Origin of the sequence: Actinoplanes sp. DH11, from assembly GCF_020873875.1 — a bacterium.
Lineage (GTDB): Bacteria > Actinomycetota > Actinomycetes > Mycobacteriales > Micromonosporaceae > Actinoplanes.
On record NZ_JAHWGU010000025.1, the window covers coordinates 1 to 19,722 of the forward strand.

The 19,722-nt window shown below is 71.7% G+C and carries 18 protein-coding genes; 10 read left to right on the top strand and 8 right to left on the bottom strand.

Features of this window, described 5'->3' with window-relative positions; all coding sequences use genetic code 11:
• Window positions 1–958: 958 nt before the first annotated feature.
• Complete coding sequence (locus LPA41_RS29915; protein ID WP_229074324.1) at window positions 959–1,876, top strand: serine aminopeptidase domain-containing protein; 918 nt, start codon at window positions 959–961, stop codon at window positions 1,874–1,876.
• Here LPA41_RS29915 and LPA41_RS29920 read toward each other — a convergent pair.
• Window positions 1,866–2,387 carry a QsdR family transcriptional regulator gene (locus LPA41_RS29920; protein WP_229074326.1) on the bottom strand — a complete coding sequence of 174 codons (522 nt, stop codon included), beginning with the start codon at window positions 2,385–2,387 and terminating at the stop codon, window positions 1,866–1,868. The two genes, LPA41_RS29915 and LPA41_RS29920, sit on opposite strands and share 11 nt — an antisense overlap.
• 189 nt (window positions 2,388–2,576) lie before the next feature.
• Between LPA41_RS29920 and LPA41_RS29925 the strand changes: the two genes are divergently transcribed.
• Complete coding sequence (locus LPA41_RS29925; protein ID WP_229074328.1) at window positions 2,577–3,770, top strand: NAD(P)-binding domain-containing protein; 1,194 nt, start codon at window positions 2,577–2,579, stop codon at window positions 3,768–3,770.
• Between the two features lie 84 nt (window positions 3,771–3,854).
• Window positions 3,855–4,076 carry an AlpA family transcriptional regulator gene (locus LPA41_RS29930; RefSeq protein ID WP_229074330.1) on the top strand — a complete coding sequence of 74 codons (222 nt, stop codon included), beginning with the start codon at window positions 3,855–3,857 and terminating at the stop codon, window positions 4,074–4,076.
• Between the two features lie 120 nt (window positions 4,077–4,196).
• Here the strand turns inward: LPA41_RS29930 and LPA41_RS29935 are convergent, their stop codons facing one another.
• Window positions 4,197–4,364: a hypothetical protein gene (locus LPA41_RS29935; protein ID WP_229074332.1), complete on the bottom strand. Its 168-nt coding sequence runs from the start codon at window positions 4,362–4,364 to the stop codon at window positions 4,197–4,199.
• A gap of 3 nt (window positions 4,365–4,367) precedes the next feature.
• The gene (locus LPA41_RS29940) at window positions 4,368–6,152 is read right to left on the bottom strand and encodes an ABC transporter ATP-binding protein (protein WP_229074333.1); all 1,785 of its coding nucleotides are present in this window, start codon (window positions 6,150–6,152) and stop codon (window positions 4,368–4,370) included.
• A gap of 52 nt (window positions 6,153–6,204) precedes the next feature.
• Between LPA41_RS29940 and LPA41_RS29945 the strand changes: the two genes are divergently transcribed.
• The 3 genes from LPA41_RS29945 to LPA41_RS29955 all read left to right on the top strand — a co-directional run bounded on the left by LPA41_RS29945 (window position 6,205) and on the right by LPA41_RS29955 (window position 10,048).
• Window positions 6,205–6,858, top strand: a complete 654-nt coding sequence (locus LPA41_RS29945) for a TetR/AcrR family transcriptional regulator (RefSeq protein ID WP_229074334.1) — start codon at window positions 6,205–6,207, stop codon at window positions 6,856–6,858.
• Between the two features lie 143 nt (window positions 6,859–7,001).
• Window positions 7,002–9,176, top strand: a complete 2,175-nt coding sequence (locus LPA41_RS29950) for a bifunctional glycosyltransferase family 2 protein/CDP-glycerol:glycerophosphate glycerophosphotransferase (protein WP_229074335.1) — start codon at window positions 7,002–7,004, stop codon at window positions 9,174–9,176.
• Window positions 9,173–10,048 (top strand): TylF/MycF/NovP-related O-methyltransferase, encoded by an 876-nt coding sequence (locus tag LPA41_RS29955; protein ID WP_229074336.1) that lies wholly within the window; start codon window positions 9,173–9,175, stop codon window positions 10,046–10,048. Before LPA41_RS29950 ends, LPA41_RS29955 begins: the two co-directional genes overlap by 4 nt.
• Window positions 10,049–10,462: 414 nt before the next feature.
• Here the strand turns inward: LPA41_RS29955 and LPA41_RS29960 are convergent, their stop codons facing one another.
• The 4 genes from LPA41_RS29960 to LPA41_RS29975 all read right to left on the bottom strand — a co-directional run bounded on the left by LPA41_RS29960 (window position 10,463) and on the right by LPA41_RS29975 (window position 14,266).
• Window positions 10,463–11,101, bottom strand: a complete 639-nt coding sequence (locus tag LPA41_RS29960) for a TetR/AcrR family transcriptional regulator (protein WP_229074337.1) — start codon at window positions 11,099–11,101, stop codon at window positions 10,463–10,465.
• Between the two features lie 63 nt (window positions 11,102–11,164).
• Window positions 11,165–12,055, bottom strand: a complete 891-nt coding sequence (locus LPA41_RS29965; RefSeq protein WP_229074338.1) for an SDR family oxidoreductase — start codon at window positions 12,053–12,055, stop codon at window positions 11,165–11,167.
• Between the two features lie 168 nt (window positions 12,056–12,223).
• Window positions 12,224–13,738, bottom strand: a complete 1,515-nt coding sequence (locus LPA41_RS29970) for a flotillin family protein (RefSeq protein WP_229074339.1) — start codon at window positions 13,736–13,738, stop codon at window positions 12,224–12,226.
• On the bottom strand, window positions 13,739–14,266 hold the full coding sequence (locus LPA41_RS29975) for an NfeD family protein (RefSeq protein WP_229074341.1): 528 nt from the start codon (window positions 14,264–14,266) through the stop codon (window positions 13,739–13,741).
• A 153-nt stretch (window positions 14,267–14,419) separates the two neighbouring features.
• Between LPA41_RS29975 and LPA41_RS43100 the strand changes: the two genes are divergently transcribed.
• Entirely contained in the window at window positions 14,420–15,925 is a 1,506-nt protein-coding gene (locus tag LPA41_RS43100) for a GGDEF domain-containing protein (RefSeq protein ID WP_229074342.1), read from the top strand.
• A 20-nt stretch (window positions 15,926–15,945) separates the two neighbouring features.
• Window positions 15,946–17,055: a GDSL-type esterase/lipase family protein gene (locus LPA41_RS29985; protein WP_229074344.1), complete on the top strand. Its 1,110-nt coding sequence runs from the start codon at window positions 15,946–15,948 to the stop codon at window positions 17,053–17,055.
• Window positions 17,056–17,354: 299 nt separating this feature from the next.
• Here the strand turns inward: LPA41_RS29985 and LPA41_RS29990 are convergent, their stop codons facing one another.
• Complete coding sequence (locus tag LPA41_RS29990) at window positions 17,355–17,915, bottom strand: TetR/AcrR family transcriptional regulator (RefSeq protein WP_229074346.1); 561 nt, start codon at window positions 17,913–17,915, stop codon at window positions 17,355–17,357.
• A gap of 65 nt (window positions 17,916–17,980) precedes the next feature.
• On the opposite strand from LPA41_RS29990, the gene LPA41_RS29995 reads away from it, so the two are divergent.
• Entirely contained in the window at window positions 17,981–19,096 is a 1,116-nt protein-coding gene (locus LPA41_RS29995; protein WP_229074349.1) for an FAD-dependent monooxygenase, read from the top strand.
• Window positions 19,097–19,336: 240 nt separating this feature from the next.
• Window positions 19,337–19,705 (top strand): DUF2255 family protein, encoded by a 369-nt coding sequence (locus LPA41_RS30000; RefSeq protein ID WP_229074351.1) that lies wholly within the window; start codon window positions 19,337–19,339, stop codon window positions 19,703–19,705.
• Window positions 19,706–19,722: the final 17 nt, after the last annotated feature.

The window sequence follows — 19,722 nt, forward strand, 5'->3', positions numbered from 1 at the left end:
TGATCGGGCCGCCCGTCACACCGCGCGGCCCGATCACGCCCTGTCCGGCCACGCCCGGCTGTCAGCCACGGTCACAAAACCCGCCCCGGACCAGCCACCAGTGACAGCCGACCAGGCCAGCTGTCAGCCACGGTCACAAAAACCGCCCCAGACCAGCCATGAGTGACAGCCAGCCAGGCCCAGCTGCCAGCCACGGTCCAACACAGCCCCGGACCAGCCACCAGTGACAGCCGACCGCGCCGGCTGTCAGCCACGGTCACCAAAACCGCCCCAGACCAGCCACCAGTGACAGCCGACCGCGCCGGCTGTCAGCCACGGTCACCAAAACCGCCCCAGACCAGCCATGAGTGACAGCCGGCCAGCGGGATTGGCCTGCGGCTCCCCTCCGTCCCACGCCCGGCAGGTCGAAGGGCTGGGCGGGGTCCCTCTGCGCTACTGCCCTTGATCAGGGTCGGCCGATCTTGCGTCTACGGTCACCGGAACGCGTCCTTGACGACCATGAGCGGGAGCCAGTCGGCCGACCAGCGCATACGGTCGCCGGACCTCAACGAGCACGGCCACCGCTACGGCCACGGCCACGGCCACCGCCACTGTCGCGGCCACCGCCACGGCCACTGTCGCGGCCGCGACCCGGCCGGCGCCGGCGCGTGTTGACGCACCACCCTGGCCCCACTGGACGCCGATTCCCCCGGCACATTCCCGGAAACCCCGCGCACCACGCTCCCCGGAAAACACTTATGGGAGCGCTCCAAATTCCATACAATGCTTTAAGATTATCGATGTCGCGCCCCGGAAAATCCAATTTGCGCGATTCCTGGCCCGGTGTCCGGACCCCCGTCTCAGAACGCCGCAACCCCATTGTGATGTTCTTTGCCGTACCTCAAGAATCCATTCGCGAGTGATGACGACCGAATCACGGTCGTCGCACTGTTCCCCCGATTCGACAGAGGAGACGGTCTTGTCCCCGAACACCGCAACACGCAAGCCCGCACGCCGTATCCGGCGTGCGCCGGCGATCGCCGGAGCGCTGGCCGCCGTGACGCTAGGTGCGGCCGCTGTCACCCTCATCCCGAACGCCGACGCGGCGACCGCGTCCTTCGAGAAGGGTCCGGCACCGTCCAACAGCAGCATCGAGGCGACCCGCGGTCCGTTCGCGGTCTCCCAGACGGCTGTCACCCGTACCGCAGCAAGCGGTTTCGGTGGCGGTGACATCTACTTCCCGACCGACACCAGCGCCGGCACGTTCGGCGCCGTGGTGATCGCACCCGGGTTCACCGCCCGTAAGTCCAGCATGGCCTGGCTGGCGCCGCGCATCGCCTCGCAGGGCTTCGTGGTCTTCAACATCGACACGACCACGACGTCCGACCAGCCTGCGAGCCGCGGCCGGCAGCTGCTCGCGGCCGCCGACTTCCTGACCAAGAACAGCAGCGTGCGGACCCGGGTCGACGCCACGCGGGTGGCCGTGATGGGTCACTCGATGGGTGGTGGCGGCACCCTGGAGGCGGCGAAGAGCCGGCCGTCGCTGCAGGCCGCGATCCCGCTGACCCCGTGGAACGTCACCAAGTCGTTCCGGACGAACGCCGTGCCGACGCTGATCATCGGCGCCGAGAACGACACGGTGGCGTCGGTGCGCAGCCACTCGGAGCCGTTCTTCCAGAGCCTGCCGGCGTCGCCGGGCAAGGCGTACCTGGAGCTCAACGGCGCCAGCCACTTCGCCCCTAACACGCCGAACACCACGATCGCGAAGTTCAGCATCTCCTGGCTGAAGCTGTTCGTGGACAACGACACCCGCTACAAGCAGTTCGTCTGCCCCGGCCCCGGCACCAGCACGGCCGTCCAGGAGTACCGCAACACCTGCGACAACTTCACACTCTGACAGGTTCGGCTGCCGGGAGCAGGGCTCGCAGGGCCGGCTCGGCCAGGTGGAAGTCCACTCCCGGCATGCCGAGCAGTTCGCTGTGCACGACCGATTCGATCAGACGGACATAGAGGTACGCACGACGGCGCAGATCGGTCTCGTCACCACCGGTCAGCCCCGACTCCCGGAAGATCTCCAGTTGCGCGGCCACCGCCTTGGCCTGCACCTCCGTGACCGGAGTGATCAGCACGCGTGCCGCGGTGTGCGGTTCCGCCGCGACGAACTCCCGCAGCTGCTGTGCCGTGCACATCAGCTCGGCGAACTGGCGGGACACCGCGATGACCCGGTCCGCTCCGTGACCCTCCGCTTCTTCGCGGGCCTCGTCGAGCAGCAGCCGGCCGATCGCCCAGAAGACTTCGCCGAGCAGCGCGTCCCGGCTGCCGACCGCCCGATAGAGAGTGGCCCGGCTGATCGCCAATTCCTCGGCCAGAAGGTCCATGTCGAGCCCGGAATGATGCAAGTAGTGCATCACCGCTCCGCGCAACAGAACCTTCGGCTCAATGACACGCCGCCCCGCAGGCAATGCGAACCCCTTATTTTGACGATCCGATTTCCTTGGGTACGGATTTCCGGCCGCCCCGGTTCAATTATGGCAGCGGGAATTTCGCGGAGTACCCTTCGGTTGCTTGACATAGCAAGCAATGGCAGGAGGGCCGGGATGACCCGCGAGGCGGAAGTGATCGTGATCGGGGCCGGGCAGGCCGGACTCTCCGCCGCCCATCACCTCCAGCGCCGCGGCATCGGCCCGTTCGCCGTGCTCGACGCCGAGACCGGCCCAGGCGGCGCCTGGCAGCACCGCTGGCCCTCGCTGCGGATGGCGACCGTCAACGGCATCTTCGACCTGCCCGGCATGCCGAAGCCGGAGATCGATCCCGCGGAGCCGAGCAGCGTCGCGATCCCCCGGTACTTCGCCGCCTACGAGAAGGCCTTCCAGCTGCCGATCCTGCGCCCGGTCCGGGTCCGGTCCGTCCACCGCGCCGACGAACACCCTGCCGATGGACACCTCGCCGGCCGACACCCCGCCGACGGACACCTTGCAGGCGGACACCCCGCCGACGGACACCCTGCGGACGGACACCCCGCCGGCGACGCGGTCTCCGGCCTGGCCGGCGACGACCGGCTCCTCGTCCGCACCGACCACGGCGACTGGCTGACCCGGGCCGTGATCAACGCGACCGGGACCTGGACCAACCCGCTGCGGCCCGGCTATCCCGGCGCGGACACCTTCCGGGGGCGTCAGCTGCACACCCAGGAGTACGACGACGCGAGCTCGTTCGCCGGACGGCGCGTGGCGATCGTCGGCGGTGGCATCTCCGCCGTCCAGCTGCTCGAGGAGATCTCCCGGGTCGCCACCACCTTCTGGTACACCCGGCGGGAACCGGTCTTCCTCGACGCCTTCCGCAGCGAGCAGGAAGGGCGAGCCACCGTCGCGAAGGTCACCGCCGACGTCGAGGCGGGGCGTCCGTCCGCCAGCGTGGTGAGCTACACCGGCCTGATCTGGACCGACTACGCCCGCGCGGCCCGGGATCGCGGCGCGCTGGTGCGCCGGCCGATGTTCACGGCGATCGAGCCGTACGGGGTGCGCGAGGCCGACGGCACCCTGACCGAGGTCGACGTGATCCTCTGGGCCACCGGCTTCCGGGCCGCCCTGGCCCACCTGGATCCGCTCGGGCTGCGCGGCCCGCTCGGTGGCATCCCGATGCGCGGCACCCAGGTCGCCGCCGAACCACGCGTCCACCTGATCGGTTTCGGACCGTCCCAGTCCACCATCGGTGCCAACCGGGCCGGCCGCGAGGCCGTCGCCACGCTGAGCCGGACCGTGCTGCGGCCGGCCGCCGAGGTTTCCCGGTGAACACCGCGGGCTCGCGCCACACGACCCGGTGATTTACGGGCGGGCGACGTACTGATCTAGTCCCATAACAACTAGTCTCACGACGTGTACAAACCGGTTCTGATGAGCAGTGGCGAGATCCGTACCCGTCTGCGGGTGTCCCGTCAGCGGATCTATCAGATCGTCGCCCACCCGGGTTTCCCGCCGCCCTACCAGGTGCTCAAGCTGGGCAAGCTCTGGGACTCCGCCGAAGTGGAGGCCTGGATCAGGCGGCACCGGCCCGCCCTGGCCGAAGCACCGCACCCGCCGGACCGGCCGGAGCCGTGACTACCCAAGCCCATGCCCGCCCGCGAGCGACGCGGATCAGGGCCGGAAAGAATGCGGCCCAGGCCGGGAAGACGGCGGCTCCGGCCGGAAAAGTGCGGCGAAGGCTGGGAAGAGGGCGGCTCAGGCCGGGAAGAGGCGGTCGTGGGTGACGCGGTCGACGGCGGCCTCGCCGGTCAGCTCGACCCGGTGTGCCGGATTGGCGTGGTAGTGCCGCAGGGCGCGATGAACCACTGTCACGTCGGAGTCCAGCCAGGGGCCGCGGACGGCCAGGAACGGGATCAGGCGCATGCCTTACACCGCTGCCGGCTGGTCGGGGGCGAGGTGGAGCGCGTCGGTCGCCGGTTGGTCGGCGGCTATCCGGAGGGCTTCCACCAGGCGGCGGTAGAGGTCGTCGGAGGCGTACAGCTGGGTGTGGGTGCCCTGGGCCCGGATCCGGCCCTCGTCCATCACGATGATGCGGTCGGCGTCGAGGACGGTGGAGAGGCGGTGGGCGATCGTCACGACGGCGCCGGTGGCGGCCCGGGTGCGGATGCAGTCCTGGACGGCGGCTTCGGTGAGGCCGTCGACCTGGGCGGTGGCCTCGTCGAGCAGCAGCACGTCGGGGGTGCGCAGCAGGGCCCGGGCCAGGGCGATCCGCTGGCGCTGGCCGCCGGAGACGCCGGTGGAGGTCAGGGACGTGTCCAGGCCGTCGGGCAGTTCGTCGATCTTGTCGTCGAGGCGGACGGACCGCAGCACGGCGCGCAGCTCGTCGTCGGTGGCGTCGGGGTGGGTGAAGCGCAGGTTGTCGCGGATGGTGCCGGGCACCACCGGGGTCTCCTGCTCGACGTAGGCCAGCCGGGACCGGACCTCCTCGTGCGTCCACCGCGCGTAGGGGCGGCCGTCGAGCAGGATCTGGCCGCGCTCGGGTTCGAGGAAGCGCAGCAGCAGGGAGAAGAGCGTGGTCTTGCCGGCGCCGGACGGACCGACGACCGCGGTGTGACCCTGCCGGGGGATCTCCAGGTCGATGCCGTCGACGGCGTGCGGGGCGTCCGGGCCGTACCGCGCGGTGACGCCCCGCAGGGCCAGGATCGGACCGTTCGCGCCGGAGTCGCCGCCCGCCGTTGCCGGGCTGCCGCCGCTGTGCGGTTCGAGCGCGATGCTGTCCAGTTCGTTGATCCGCCCGGCGGCGGCGATGCCGGCCTGCAGGGCGGTCAGGTTCTGGGTGAGTTCGCTGATCGGGCCCATCAGCTGGAACACGTAGAGCAGGAACGCGACCAGGCTGGAGACTTCGAGCAGGCCGGCGTTGGCGCGCCACGCGCCGACGCCGAGGATCACGATGATCGCCATGTTGATGCCGGCGAAGGACGTCGTCCAGACCACTGCCGCGACCTTGGCGGCCCGCACGCTGTGCGCGGCGGCGTCGCGCGCGTTACCCACGATCTGGTCACTCTGGCGGGCTTCGGCCCGGCTTGCCTTGACCGTACGGATGGCCCGCAACGATCCTTCCAGGTTGGCCCCGAGCTTGCCGACTGCCTCCTGTGCAGCGGTCTGCGCCACTCCGATCCTGGGCAGCAGCATCGCCATCAGCACCGCGATCACGACGACGGCGCCGAGGGTGCAGGCGAGCAGGGTCAGGTCGAGCACGGCCATCAGGATCAGGGTGCCGATCAGGCCGATCCCGGCGTTGATCAGGCCGATGATGCTGCTCGACGCCTCGTGCAGCAGACCGGTGTCCGAGGTGACGCGAGTGACCAGTTCGCCGGTGGGCCGGGCCTGGAGGTCACCGACGCGGGCCCGGAAGTAACGGCCGATGATCGAGGCCCGGGCGTCCAGCACGATGCGTTCGGCGAGGGTACCGAGCAGGATCCACTGCCAGAGGGTGATGACCGCGCCGACGACGACGAGGCCGGCGAGCACGGCGATCGGGCGGGCCAGGTCGACGCCGCCGCTGAAGCTGTCGAGCACCCACTTGGTGACCATCGGGGTGGCGAGGCCGGCGGCGTTGCCGACGAGGCCGAGGACGAGGCCGAGGAGCATGGTGCGCCGGTGCGGGCGCAGCACGGCGAGAAGGGTTCCCAGTCTCGTGGTATCCGACATACCCAGAGTGGAACACTAATGTTCCATTCTGGGCAAGCGTTATTCTGTGCCAATGACCACCGCCCCGACCGGCAGCCGCGCACGGACCCGGCAGGCGATCCTGGACGCCGCTATCACGATCCTGTCCCGCAACCCGGCCGCGTCGCTGGGTGAGGTGGCCGCCGCGGCCGACGTCGGCCGCACCACCCTGCACCGCTACTTCCCCGAGCGCGGCGACCTGGTCGCCGCGATGCAGGCCGAGGCGGAGTCCCGGCTCGTGCGGGCCCGCCTCCGGGCCCGGATCGCTGACGACACCGGCGCCGACGCGGTGCGCCGGCTCTGCCAGGAGTACTTCGACCTCGGCGACGTGCTATCCCTGCTCTTCCGCGACCAGGGGCCCGGCGACCAGGGACCCGGCGACTCCGCGGAACCGGCACACGACAAGGACAACAAGGACGACAAGACCGACAAGCACGGCCAGAACGACCACGACGACGAGAACGGCCCGGGCGGCTCCTGCGACCCCGAGTTCGCCGCGATGGTCCGGCGCGGCTACGCCGACGGCAGCATCGACCCGGACCTTCCGCCGGACTGGGTGCAGAGCCTGATCTGGTCCCAGCTCTACGCGGGCTGGAGTTATCTGGCCGAGCCCGGCGCCTCCCGGCACGAGGTGCTGCGGCTGGTCCTGCGCAGCGTCGAGGGCGCGGTGCGGCCGCTACGGCGCTGAGCCGGGCCCCCCGCTATCGGGAAACGGCAGCCGGCCTGGGAAGGGGAGATGAATATTCATCGGATTCTTGATAGCTTCCCCCTTCCAGTCCGTGCTGGTCGCACAACCGGCCGGTGTCCCCGGCTGAGCCGAAGGTGGTCGAAGTGGCTCTCATCAGTGTTATCGTCCCGGTCCACGGTGTGCAGGGATACCTGCGCCAGTGCCTGGACTCCATTCTTGAGCAGTCGTTCACCGACGTGGAGGTCGTCGCGGTCGACGACGCGTCGCCCGACGCCAGCGGCCACATCCTCGCCGAGTACGCGGCCACCGACTCGCGCCTGAACGTGGTGACCCTGAAGACCAACGTCGGGCAGGGACCGGCCCGCAACATCGGCCTCGAGCACGCCACCGGTGAATACGTCTGGTTCCTCGACGGCGACGACTGGCTGACCCCGGGCGCCCTGGCCGCGGTCGCGACCCGGCTGCGCGAGACCGGATCCGACGTGCTGCTCGTCGACTGGGTGCGCGAGTCCTGGACCGGCAAGGTGCGCGCCAGCACGGCCGGCAAGGTCTACCGCGAGGCGCCTGACGTGTTCGCCCTGCACACCTGGACTCCGGTGATCGGTGTCCTGCACGTGGCCTGGAACAAGATCGTCCGGCGGGAGCTGCTGCGCAAGCTGGAGTTCGGTTTCGACCCGGGATGGTACGAGGACCTGCCGTACACGTACTCCGTCCTGGCCGCGGCCGAGCGGATCAGCGTCCTGGACCGGGCCTGCGTGTCCTACCGCCAGCGCCGGGTCGGTGCGGCGACCCGCACCCTCGGCGAGGGCCACTTCGCGATCTTCCCGGCCTGGGAGCGCACCCACGAGCTGGTCGACCGGTGGAGCCCCGCGCCGGAAACCGTTCGGCCGGTGCTGTTCCAGCACATGATCTGGCACCTTCTCCGCGTGCTCGGCAACAAGCAGCGGATCCACGGCAGCGCCCGGCGGAAGTTCTTCACCAAGACCCACGAGCTCTACCGGCGGTACCTGCCCGCCGGCGGCTACCCGGCGCCGGGCGGGGTCGAGGGCGTCAAGCACCGGCTCGCCGGCGCCGGCCGGTACCGGACGTTCGAGCTGCTGCGCTCCGCGAACCGGTCGCGCCTGCACAACAAGGGCAAACTGCGCCGGACGGTACGCCGGATCCGCCGTCCCCTGCAGTCCGCCAAGGGTGCCCTGTACAAGCTGTACTACCGGCTCCAGCTGCGGCTGCCGGCGGACGAGTCGCTGGTGCTGTACTCGGCGTACTGGCACCGCGGCTACGCCTGCAACCCGGCCGCGATGCACGAGAAGGCCCGCGAGCTGGCACCCGGGCTGCGCGGCGTCTGGGCGGTCCGCGGCGACCGGGTCGACGCCCTGCCCGCCGGCGTCGACCACGTCGTCAGCGGCAGCCGCGCCTACTACCGGGCGATGGCCCGAGCGAAGTACCTGGTCAACAACGTGAACTGGCCGGACTGGGCGACCAAGCGCAAGGACGCGGTGCACGTGATGACCCATCACGGCACCCCGCTCAAGGTGATGGGCCTGGACCAGGTGCGCTACCCGGGCGGGGTGAAGGACCCGGACTTCCCGGCACAGATGCGCCGCGCCGACCGCTGGGACTACAGCATCAGCGCGAACACGTTCACCACCGAACGCTGGGCGAGCGCGTACCCGTGCCGGCACGAGACCATCGAGGTCGGGTACCCGCGCAACGACCGGCTGGCCCGGGCCACCGCTGAGGAGTCGGCCGCCGTCCGCGAGCGGCTCGGCATCCCGGCCGACAAGACCGTGGTCCTCTACGCGCCGACCCACCGCGAATGGCACACGGACAACCGGATGGTGCTAGACGTCGAGGACCTGGCCCGGCAACTCGGCCCCGACCACGTGGTCCTGGTCCGGGCGCACTACTTCTACGTCAAGCCGGGCAGCGCCCGGGCCACCGGCACCAGCGAGATCCGCGACGTCTCCGAGTACCCGGTCGTCGAAGATCTCTACCTGGCCTCCGACGTGCTGATCACCGACTACTCTTCGCTGATGTTCGACTACGCCGTCCTGGACCGGCCGATCGTGATCTTCGCGCCGGACTGGCAGGCCTACCAGACCGTCCGCGGCGTCTACTTCGACCTGTTCGCCGAGCCACCCGGCGCGATCGCCACCAGTTACCCCGACCTGCTCGACGTCTTCCGCACCGGCGCGCACACCGACGACCGGGCCGACAAGGCGCGCCTGCGGTTCCGGCAGCGGTTCTGCCACCTCGACGACGGCGGCGCGGCGGAACGGGCCGTGCGCAAGGTCTTCGGGCCGGCGGTCACCGGATGAGCCTGCCGCGGCGGATCAACCGGGTGCTGGCGGCCACGCTGGGCATCCGGATCGTCCGGGCGGGCCGGCGCAAGCCCGTACCCGTGGCCGCTCCGCCGCCGCCGAAACCCCAGCCCGCGCCTGCCCCCAAGCCCGCGTCGCGCGAGGAGAAGTACCCCGCCGACTACGACGAGATGGCGGTGCCGATCCTGCGCGCCGCCCACCCGTACTCGATGACCCGCATGGAGAAGCGGTACGCGCTCTACCTCGCCACCCGCTACGTCGTGGAGCACGACATCCCGGGTGCGATCGTCGAGTGCGGGGTGTGGCGTGGCGGCAGCATGCACGTGGTGGCGCGCACCCTGCTCGCGATCGGGAACACCGAGCGCGACCTCTACCTCTTCGACACCTTCGAGGGGATGACCGAACCCACCGAGAAGGACCTCACCTACAGCGGGAAACCGGTCGCCGAACTGATGAGCGAGCAGCCGCGCACCGCCCGGATCTGGGCGGTCGCCAGCCTCGAGGACGTGCGGCAGGGGTTCGAGGCCATCCCGTACCCGCAGGAGCGGATCCACTTCGTCCAGGGCCCGGTCGAGTCCACCCTGCCCGGCCGGGCGCCGGAGCGGATCGCGATCCTGCGGCTCGACACCGACTGGTACGAGTCCACCCGGCACGAACTGCTGTCCCTCTACGACCGGCTGGTCCCCGGCGGTGTCCTGATCATCGACGACTACGGCACCTTCCAGGGCGCCCGGCAGGCCGTCGACGAGTTCGTCAAGGAAACCGGCGCCCGACTGCTGCTCTCCCCACTCGGCCCCGGCCGGATAGCGGTCAAACCGTTCGCGCCCGCCGAGACCGCCGGCCCGGAGGCGGAGGGCCGGATGCCGTAACCCACGTGTCCGGCCCAGGAGACGTAGTCGTCGTCGCCGTCGCGCAGCGCGATCCCACCGAGCACCCGGCCGCCCTCCACGATCCAGCGGTACGTGCAGCGGTGTCTGCCGACGTCGGTCGTCGTGGCCGGGTGGCTCTGCCCAGCCAGCCGGGCGAGCCAGGCGGCGAAGCCCTCCGGTGTGCCGACCTCGTCGGAGGGGTGCAGTCCGAAGCCGTCCTCGTGCGTCCCCGGCCCCCACTCCGCATGAGCCTCGAGCCAGGCGCTGTGCAGACGGGCGGAAGGCGCGATCAACTCAGGCACGCGTCGACCCTGGCCGCCTGATTCGTGCGGGGCAGGGATGCGGCGCGGTCCAGGAGTCGTCCAGGCCGATTCCGCCGCGACCCGGCGGACCCCTTCACGAACGAAGGCCGCGCTACCGGGTGGCCAGGGAAGCCAGGATCATCTCTCGCGCTGCCTGGACCGTAGCCGCGAAAGCGTCCGGATCCCGGCCGATACGTTCCGCACCGGCGCGCATGACACCGGACAGCAACTCCACGGTGAGCTGCGGGTCGCCGACGTCGCGGAACTCGCCGTGCGCCACCCCGTCCCGGACAACGTGTTCCACCGCGACCACGATGGCGTGGAACGGGTTGTCCGGCGCCTTCGGCACCGGGCGGCGGCCGGTTTCATCGCGGGCCCCTGCCTCGGTGGCCGGCATGCGGGTGCCGGGCCGGAACATCAGGTGCATGGCCGGGTCCGTGAACGCCTCCAAGACCTCCTGGATGATCTCCAGCATGCGCTGCGCCGCCGGCACCTCGGAACGCGCGGCGATGGCGGTCACCCGCTCGACCGTGGGCCGGCCTCGACGCTCGGTCAACGCCAGGATCAGGGCGCTCTTGTCGGTCGCGTAGTTGTACAGGGTGTTGCGCGCCAGCCCGGCCCGGGCGGCGATGTGGCCCATGGTGATCGACTCGTAGTCGCGTTCGAGCAGCAGTTGCCGTATCGCCTCGGCGAGGTCGGCCCACACCAGTTCGTGGTGCTCCTCGATGGTGACTCCCCGGATGCGCGGCATCCGATCACCTCCTTCGATGGGGTCGCGTCCGTGCCGTGACCTCTCAGCCGGGGAGGCCGGTGGCTACGCGGTGGCTTGCTTCGGGTAGTGGCGGCGCAGGTTGGCGGCGAGAACGCGGTCGAGCGTGCGGTCGGACAGTATTCGGGTCAGGGGGATGATCATGGCAGCATCCCGGCCGGCGGTGTAGCGGGCACGGGGTCTGCGGGTCGTCACGGCCTTCACGATGACGCGGGCGGCGGCCTCGGCCGTCAGGCCCGATGCGGTGCCCGAGGTCATCAAGGCGTTGTTCGCCCGGACCAGACTGCCGTAGCGCTCGGTCTGCTCCGGTGTCATCCGGGCGGCCAGGTCGTTCGCCGTGGCGACCCCGCGGGTGGCCATCTCCGTGCGGACGCCGCCGGGCTCGACCACGACAACGTGTACGCCCAGCGGCGCGACCTCCCGGCGCAACGAGTCGCTGACCGCCTCCAGGGCGAACTTGGCGCCGGCGTACGCGCCGTAGGTGGCCATGGCGGCCCGGCCGCCGATCGAGCTGATATTGATCACTCGGCCCTTGCTGCGCAACAGGGCCGGCAGAAGCGCCTGGGTGACGGCGACGTGACCGAACAGGTTGACTTCGAACACCCACCGCCACTGCTCCAGGGGCAATGCTTCGACAGGCCCGTTCACCTGGATGCCGGCGTTGTTGACAAGCGCGTGCAACTCGCGAGGATCTGCGGCGACCCGGGCGGCGAGTGCGGTCACGTGCGAGGACTCGGTGATGTCGAGGATGACCGGTTCGACGCCGGCCGCCCGGATGGCGTCGCCGTCACGATCGCGCCGCACGCCGGCCAGGACGTGGAATCCCCGGCGGGCCAGTTCGTGAGCGGCTGCCGCGCCCATGCCCGTGGAGGCTCCGGTCACGACGACCAGCTTCTGGGCTTCGTCGCCCGTACCCGTCTTTCTTGCCTGCTTCATCACGACGTCAGACCCCTTTTATGCGACGACCTGTCGCAAACATTACGACGTTCCGTCGCAAAAAACCAGCTGAAGGCGTACGTGTGATGTCCCTGGACGCGGCCCGGCGGTGATCGCCGTGCGTGCGGCGGACCTCCGGGCCGCATCCGGGTGGGCAACCGGGCTCGGTCAGGCCTCGACGCTGCGGTTGTTGTTGTCGTCGGTGACCGGGCGGGTGGTGCGGGCCTCGCCCAGCTTCGAGAGCAGGCCGGCCAGGTCGACGCCGGTGAGGTCGGTGCCGAGCTGGAGGCCCTGCGCGACGTTGCTGGCGACGGACTTGGTCAGCGAGGACGCGCCGTCGGTGGAGATGACCGTCATCTTGTCGATCGAGCCCATCGGGGCGGCCGCCGCCTCGACGACCTGGGGCAGCACCTTCACGAGGAGGTCGAGGACGGCCGCCTCACCGTACGCCGAGAAGGCCTCCGCCTTGCGCGCCATCGCCTCGGCCTCGGCCTGGCCGCGGGCCAGGATGGCCGCCGCCTCGGCCGCGCCCTCACGCTCGATCGCCTCGGCGATCGCGGAACGGCGGCGCTGCTCGGCCTCACCCTCCTTGGCGCCCTCGATGGCGTGGGCCTCGGCGAGCGCGGCACGGCGGGCGCGCTCGCCCTCACCGATGAGCCGGGCCTGCTCGGCCGACGCCTGCGCGGCGGCGATGGTGGCCTGACGCTGCGCGTCGGCGCCGATGACCGACGCGTTACGGGCCGCCTCGGCCTCCTGCTCGACCTTGTATCGGGCGGCGTCGGCCGGCTTGCGGACCTCGGTGTCGAGCTGGCGCTGCTTCAGCTCGGCGTTGCGCTCGGCGACCTTCTGCTGCTCGGCCAGGATGGCCTGGTCGCGTTCGGCCTGGGCGAGCGGGCCGGCCGCGTCGGAGCGGGCCTTGGCGGCGTCGATCTCGGCCTGGATGCCGGCCTGCTTGAGGGCCAGGTTGCGGTTGGCCTCGGCGATCGCCTCCTCGGCGAGCAGCCGCTCCTGCTCGGCGGCCTGCCGGGCGCGGGCCTCGGCGATGGCGGCGTCCTTGAGCACCCGGGCGGCCTCGGGCCGGCCGAGGTCCTGCAGGTAGGAGCCCTCGGCGAGGATGTCCTGGAGCTGGAAGGTGTCGAGCACCAGACCCTGGTTGGTCATCGAGTGCTCGGCCTCCTCGGCGACCGCGCTGGCGAAGGCCGCCCGGTCCCGGATGATCTCCTCGACGGTGAGCCGGCCGACGATGGACCGCAGGGCGCCGGCGAGGACCTCGCGGGTGAAGTCCTCGATCTCGGCCTGCTGGTGCAGGAACCGCTGGGCGGCGGCGCGGATCGCGTCCTCGGTGCCGCCGACCTTGACGATGGCGACGCCGTGCAACTCGGCGCGGATGCCCTGTTTGGAGACGGCGCCCTTGATGCTGACGTCGATGCGGCGGCTGGACAGATCCAGCGACTGGAGTTTCTGCACGACGGGCAGGACGAACACCGAGGCGCCCATCACGACTTTCTGCCCGGAGAGGTCGGTGGTGCTGCTGCCGTCGGCGGACTGGGTGACCCGGCCCTTGCGACCGGTGATGATGAACGCCTCGTTCGGGCCCGCCACCTTGATGCGGGACAGCACGAAGAGCACGAGAAGAACGATGAGCAGGACCGCGCCTGCGATCGCGATCAGGAGGGGTGACATCTATGCCTTTCCGGTGTGCGGGGTCGCTTCGACGACGACGCTGGTGTCGGTGGGTGCTTCCACCACGAAGATCGGGGTGCCGGCGGGCAGGGCCTGCTCGGCACGGGCGTTGAGCTTGACCGGCTGGCCGCCGAGCCGGACGCGCACCTCGCCGTAACCGCTGCTGCCGGCGGGCACCGCGGTGACGACCACGCCGAGCGTGCCGACGAGGTGATGGCGGGCCGGGGTGGCGTCGGTGGGCATGTCGCGGGCGGCGCGGGAGAAGCGCAGGGCGAGCGCGGCGGCCACGAACGCGGCGACGAGGGCGATCGCCGCGGACAGGGCGACCGACCCGGGTGCACGCGCGTCGAGCAGCTCCGCGGTGATCGCACCGGCGAACCCGAGCGCGCCGAGGAACCCGGCGACCGCTTCCAGGGAGACCAGGCCGTCGGCACCGATGTGGCCGATCTCGCCGCCGAGCAGGGCGAACGCCAGGACCGCGAGACCGACGCCGCCGATCACCAGGAACACCACGGTCGCCGTCGTCACGCCGCACACCTCCGCTGTCGGCCCGGTCGTCGAACCGGGAGCCACAGGGTATGGCAGAGCCGCTAACAGGGACATGACAGCGTCGTGACATCCGGCGGAAGTTGATCAAGAACTTCTCTCAGGTACGCCGCGTCACCGGCGATGGTGGCGGTCGTGAAACCAGGTGGACCGTGGGCCCGGTTCGGCGTGCCGGCCGGGTTCCTGGTGCTGTCCGGCCTGCTCACGGCCGTCTATCTGACCGGGCCGGCCCCCGTACGCCTGGTGCTGATCCTGCTCGCGGGTGTCCTCGCGGCCGCGGCGATCGCCGTCGGCGTCCGCGTCAACCGGATGCCTGACCGGCGCCCCTGGCTGCTCACCGTGCTGGCGCTGGTGATGCTCAGCATCGCCAACATCACCTGGTACCTGCCCGCGGCGATCCCCGGCGGCGCGCTGGTGCCGCCGGACTGGCTCGCCGTGGTGCCGCAGTTGCTCGGATACGTCTTCTTCCTCGCGGCCAGCCTGATGATCGTGCTGCGGCACACCCCGCGCGACGCCGGCGGCACGGTCGACGCCGCCGTCTTCGGCATCGCGACCGCCGCCCCGGTCTGGGAGTTCCTGTTCCGGCCGCAGATGCTGGCCAAGGGCGAGAGCACCGCCACCCAGCTGTTCGTGCTGACCCAGTTGCTGGTGCTGTTCGGCATCTGCGGCGCCCTGCTGCGGGTGGCCCGGACCAGTGGGCGTGGCCAGGTCTGCCTCTGGTTCCTGTTCGGGGCGCTGGGCCTGACGGTGGTCGGTACGGCGGCGGTGCACGTGCTGCCGGCCGAGGCCGATCAGGCGTCCGTGCCGTCGATGCTGTTCGCCCTCGGTTACCTGTGCCTGGGCGCGGCCGGTCTGCACCCGAGCGCCGTCGAACTGATGAACCCGAACCTGCGCCCCACCCACCGGTCACCGAAGCTGCGGCTGCGCCTGTTCGGCGCCGCGATGCTGGTGGTGCCGGTGGTCGGCGGGATCGGGCAGCTGGCCGGCGCGCCCGTGGATGGGCTGCTGCTGACCATCGCGCCGATGTTCACGGTCCCGCTGGTGCTGATCCGGATCGGCCGGCTCAACGCGCAGCGCTTCCGCGACCAGCAGGCACTGGCCCATCAGGCGGCGCACGACGAGCTGACCGGTCTGGTCAACCGCCGCCGGCTCTTCACCGTGATGGAGAAGTCGATCGCCCGGCACGCCGCCGGGCACGGCGGCGATCTGGCGCTGCTCTACTGCGACCTCAACGAGTTCAAGCCGATCAACGACAGGTACGGGCACGAGGCGGGCGACGCGGTGCTGCGTGCCACGGCCCGCCGGATCACCGAGACGGTCCGCGACGGTGACGTGGTGGCCCGGATCGGCGGTGACGAGTTCCTGATCTTCTGTCCGGATGCCGACAGCGACACCGCGTACGCCCTCGGTGCCCGCGTCGTGGCCGCCCTGACCGAGCCGCTGACCTGGCGTGGCGAGACGCTGCGCGTGTCGGCCGCCCTGGGCACCACCGTCTGGGCGGAGCGGCGGACCGTCGCCCCGGACGACCTCCTGGCCATCGCCGACGCCCGGATGTATGACAACAAACGCACCCCATCCCACCGATCCGTCTATTGCCCCGATGAACCACACTCACCGAAACTGCGGACAAGCAGCACGTGAAGACGCCGGGAGGGGGCGGCATGACCGATCGCCGGAGCTTCATCCGGGCCGGCGCTGCCGCCGGTGGCGCCGTCGCGGTGGGTGTCGCCGCGGGCGCGGCCCTGGCACCGTCCGCCCGGGCCGGCGACGCGTCCACCGACCGGATGGCGCTGCTCACCTGGCATGCGGCCCTCGCCAACCGGCGCTGGGAACCGGCTGTCGTCGCGGTGATCGGCTCGTCCAGCACCGAGGGCGTGGGCAGCGACTACGGCCGCGGTTACGTGCAGCTCCTCGCCGAGAACCTGCGCGCGGCCTTCCCGGTGCCCGGCGCGCCCGGCGGGGCGAACTTCGTGGCCGCGTGGGGCCGCCCGCCGCACTGGCCGGTGGATCGCGCCGGCGGCCGGCCGGCACCACCGGACCACGGCTGGGCGCTGAAAGGGTACGACCTGGACGGCCGGTCGGTGACCCACGCGTTCACCGGCACCAGCGTGCAGGTGTGGTCGGCGAAAGGTCCGTTCGACGTGACGGTCGACGGCCGTACCGCCCGCGTCGACGCCGCCACCTGGGACTCCGGGCCGCTGCACCCGGGCCCGCACACCGTCACGGTCAGCGGCCGGGCCCGGATCAACGGGTTCGCCACGTTCGACGGCGACGAGCGCCGCGGCATCCAGGTCTGGAACGGCGGTCACGGCGGCACCACCACCGGCAGCTTCGCGGCAGCCACCGGCGCGTGGGCGCCCCGGCTGTCCACGATCCGCCCGCACCTGGTGGTGGTGCAGCTCGGCGTCAACGACTGGCGCACCGGCGTGCCGGCGGCCACCGTGAAACGCAACCTGAAGACGATCATCGCGGCGGCCCGGGCGCACTCCGGCACGGATCCGTCCTTCGTCATCTACGGCTCGCCGCGGGTGGGCCCACGACGGGCGGACGGCTTCGACCGCCTGGCGCAGGCCTGGCGGGAGGTCGCGGCCGAGGACACCGGGGGGTACGGCGGACGCAGCGGCGTCGTCCACTTCGACCTCGCCGACCGGCAGCCCGCACCGGCCGTGGACAACCGGCTCGGCCTCTACTGCGACGACCTGATCCACCTGACCGCCAAGGGCGCCGCGCACACGGCCGACGCCCTGACCGGCTTCCTCTCCCCCGGCTGACCGCACCCGGATCGCCTTCCACGAGGCCGGCGAGGACCTGCGGCAACTGCACGCGGCGGCGACCGGCCCGCTGCAGCTGCTCCGGCAGACGGTCGAGGCCGCGGTGCCCGGGAGGCCGGGGCAGGCGCTGACGTACAAGGTCGGCGAACGGGTGTGGCTGGCCGCCCGCGCGTCGTCCGGCGGCGACCGCCGCGCGTTCCACCGGCGGGCACTGGAGGCCGGCGGCGGGCACTGGAGGCCGGCTCGCTGGGGCTGGACCAGCTGGCGGTGTCCCTGACCGGGTGAGCCGTGGCCGCGACTCACCCGAGGGTGCACAGCGAGCGGACCGTGCGGGTGACCGCGTCCTCCAGCTGCTCGATTGGTTTCGGGTAGGTCAGCTGGTGCAGGATCACGCCGTCCAGGTAGTCGAGGATCGCCGCGCTGTCCCGCTCCGGGTCCGCCGAGCCGGCGGCCCGCAGCCAGTGTGTCCCCCAGCCGCGGATGGTGGCGGCGGCCTCGGCGAGACCGGCCTGCAGTTCCGGGTGCAGGGCGGCCTCGACGAACAGGCCGTACCGGGCCAGGGTGACCGCGCGCTCCGGCCCCAGCACCCGGTGGACGTAGGCGACAAGCGCCGCGGCCAGCTCGGCCGGCGTGGTGGGGCGGACGAAACCGGCGATGGTCTCCCAGGCAACCCGGTCACGTTCGACGAAGCGGTCGACTACGGCGCTGATCAGGGCGTCCCGGGTCTTGAAGTAGTTCGCCGCGGATCCGGTGGGCAGCGCGGCCGCAGCGTCGACCGCGCGGTGGGTCAGCGCCCTGATGCCCTGGGTTCCGAGGATGCCGATGGCGGCGTCGAGCAGCTGCTCCTGGCGAGTTGGCACCGGCACACCGTACCCGATCAACAACATCTGTAGTTTGTAAACAACATCCGTAGTACGGTCGGAGGATGGACAGGCATGCGGTGATCATCGGTGGCGGCATCGGCGGGCTGGCGGCGGCGATCGCGCTGCGGCGGGCGGACTGGCGGGTCACCGTCCGGGAACGCGACGCGGCCCTGCCAGCGACCGGCACGGCGCTCGGGATGTGGCCGGCGGCGCTGCGCGCGCTGGACGCCCTCGGGGTCGGTGACGAGATCCGGCGCGCCGCGCCGGCGCAGCGCGCCGGGGCGTTCCTGCGGCCGGACGGCTCCCGGATCGCCACGATCGACGTCGACCGGCTGCGCCGGCGCACCGGCGACGACGTCCACCTTGTCTCACGTCCCCGGCTGCTCGCCGTCCTGCACCGCGCGGCGGCCGGCGCCGGGGCCGACCTGCGGGCCGGCGACCCGGTCGGCGAACAGGCGGGCGGCCGGGCCGGTCACCCGGTCGATGACGCCTTCGCGGACCTGGGGGCGGATCTGGGGGCGGACCTGGTGGTGGCGGCCGACGGGGTGTTCAGCCGGACCCGGGAACGGCTGTTCGGCCCGGCCTACCGGGCCCGCCATTCCGGCGGCACCGCCTGGCGCGGCGTGGTCGACGACCTGCCGACCGACACGTTCGCCGAGGTCTGGGGCCGGGGCGTCAAGTTCGGCGTGACGCCGCACGAGGGCGGGCGCACCAACTGGTACGCCGCCGGCGCCGCGCCGGCGGGCCGCTTCCATCCCGGCGCCGAGGTGGCCGAGTTGCGGCGCGTGTTCGGCGGGTGGACGTCCCCGGTCGGCGACGTGCTGGACGCGATCGAGGAGTCCACGGTGCTGCGCCACGACGTGTACGTGACCCCGCCGCTGCCGTCCTACGTGCACGGCTCGACCGTCCTGATCGGCGACGCCGCCCACGCGATGACGCCGGACCTGGGTCGCGGCGCCTGCGAGGCGATCATCGACGCGGTCGCGCTGGCGTCGTGCCTGCGGGCGGCGCCGACACCCGCGCGGGGCCTGCGGGAGTACGACCGGCAGCGCCGCCCGGTGACGCGGCGGCTGGCGCGGATGGCCGGCCTTGGCGCGCGGCTGACCCAGGTGCGGCACGCGCTGCCGGTCCGCGACCAGGTGCTGCGCGCGAGCATGCTGGCCGGCCCGCCCGGCTGACGCCCAGCGCCCGGGCAGCCTCCGACGCCGGCCTGCCGGGGCTCCGAGCTCTCCCCGACGCCGGCCTCCCGGGGCTCCGGGCGCTCCCCGACGCCGGCCTGCCGGGGCTCCGGGCTCTCCCCGACGCCGGCCTCCCGGGCTGCGGGCTCTCCCCGACGCCGGCCTCCCGGGCTGCGGGCTCTCCCACGGCGGCTCCGCGGGCCGTACTGTCGGGAGAACGGGCATCGGGAGGCGGACGGCATGGCATGGGACGACGCGACAGCGCAGCAACTGGCCGGCGAGGTGGAGGCCGACATCGTGGTACGGGCACCGGGCCGCCCCGACGTGCGTACGCCCATCTGGGTCGTCGCCGTCGACGGTGACCTGTTCGTACGGTCGTGGAAGGGCACCGGCGGCCTCTGGTACCGGCGTGCCCTGCGGGCCGGCGCCGGTTCGCTCGTCGACGCCGGTGGCCGGGTGCACCCGGTCCGGTTCACCGCCGCCGGCGATCCGGGCCTCAACGACCGGGTCGACGAGGCCTACCGGGCGAAGTACGGCGCCAGCACGTACTCCAAGGCGATGACCGAGCCGCCGGCCACCGAGACCACGATGCGCGTCGATCCGGCCTGAGCCGGCGTTGGTTTCCG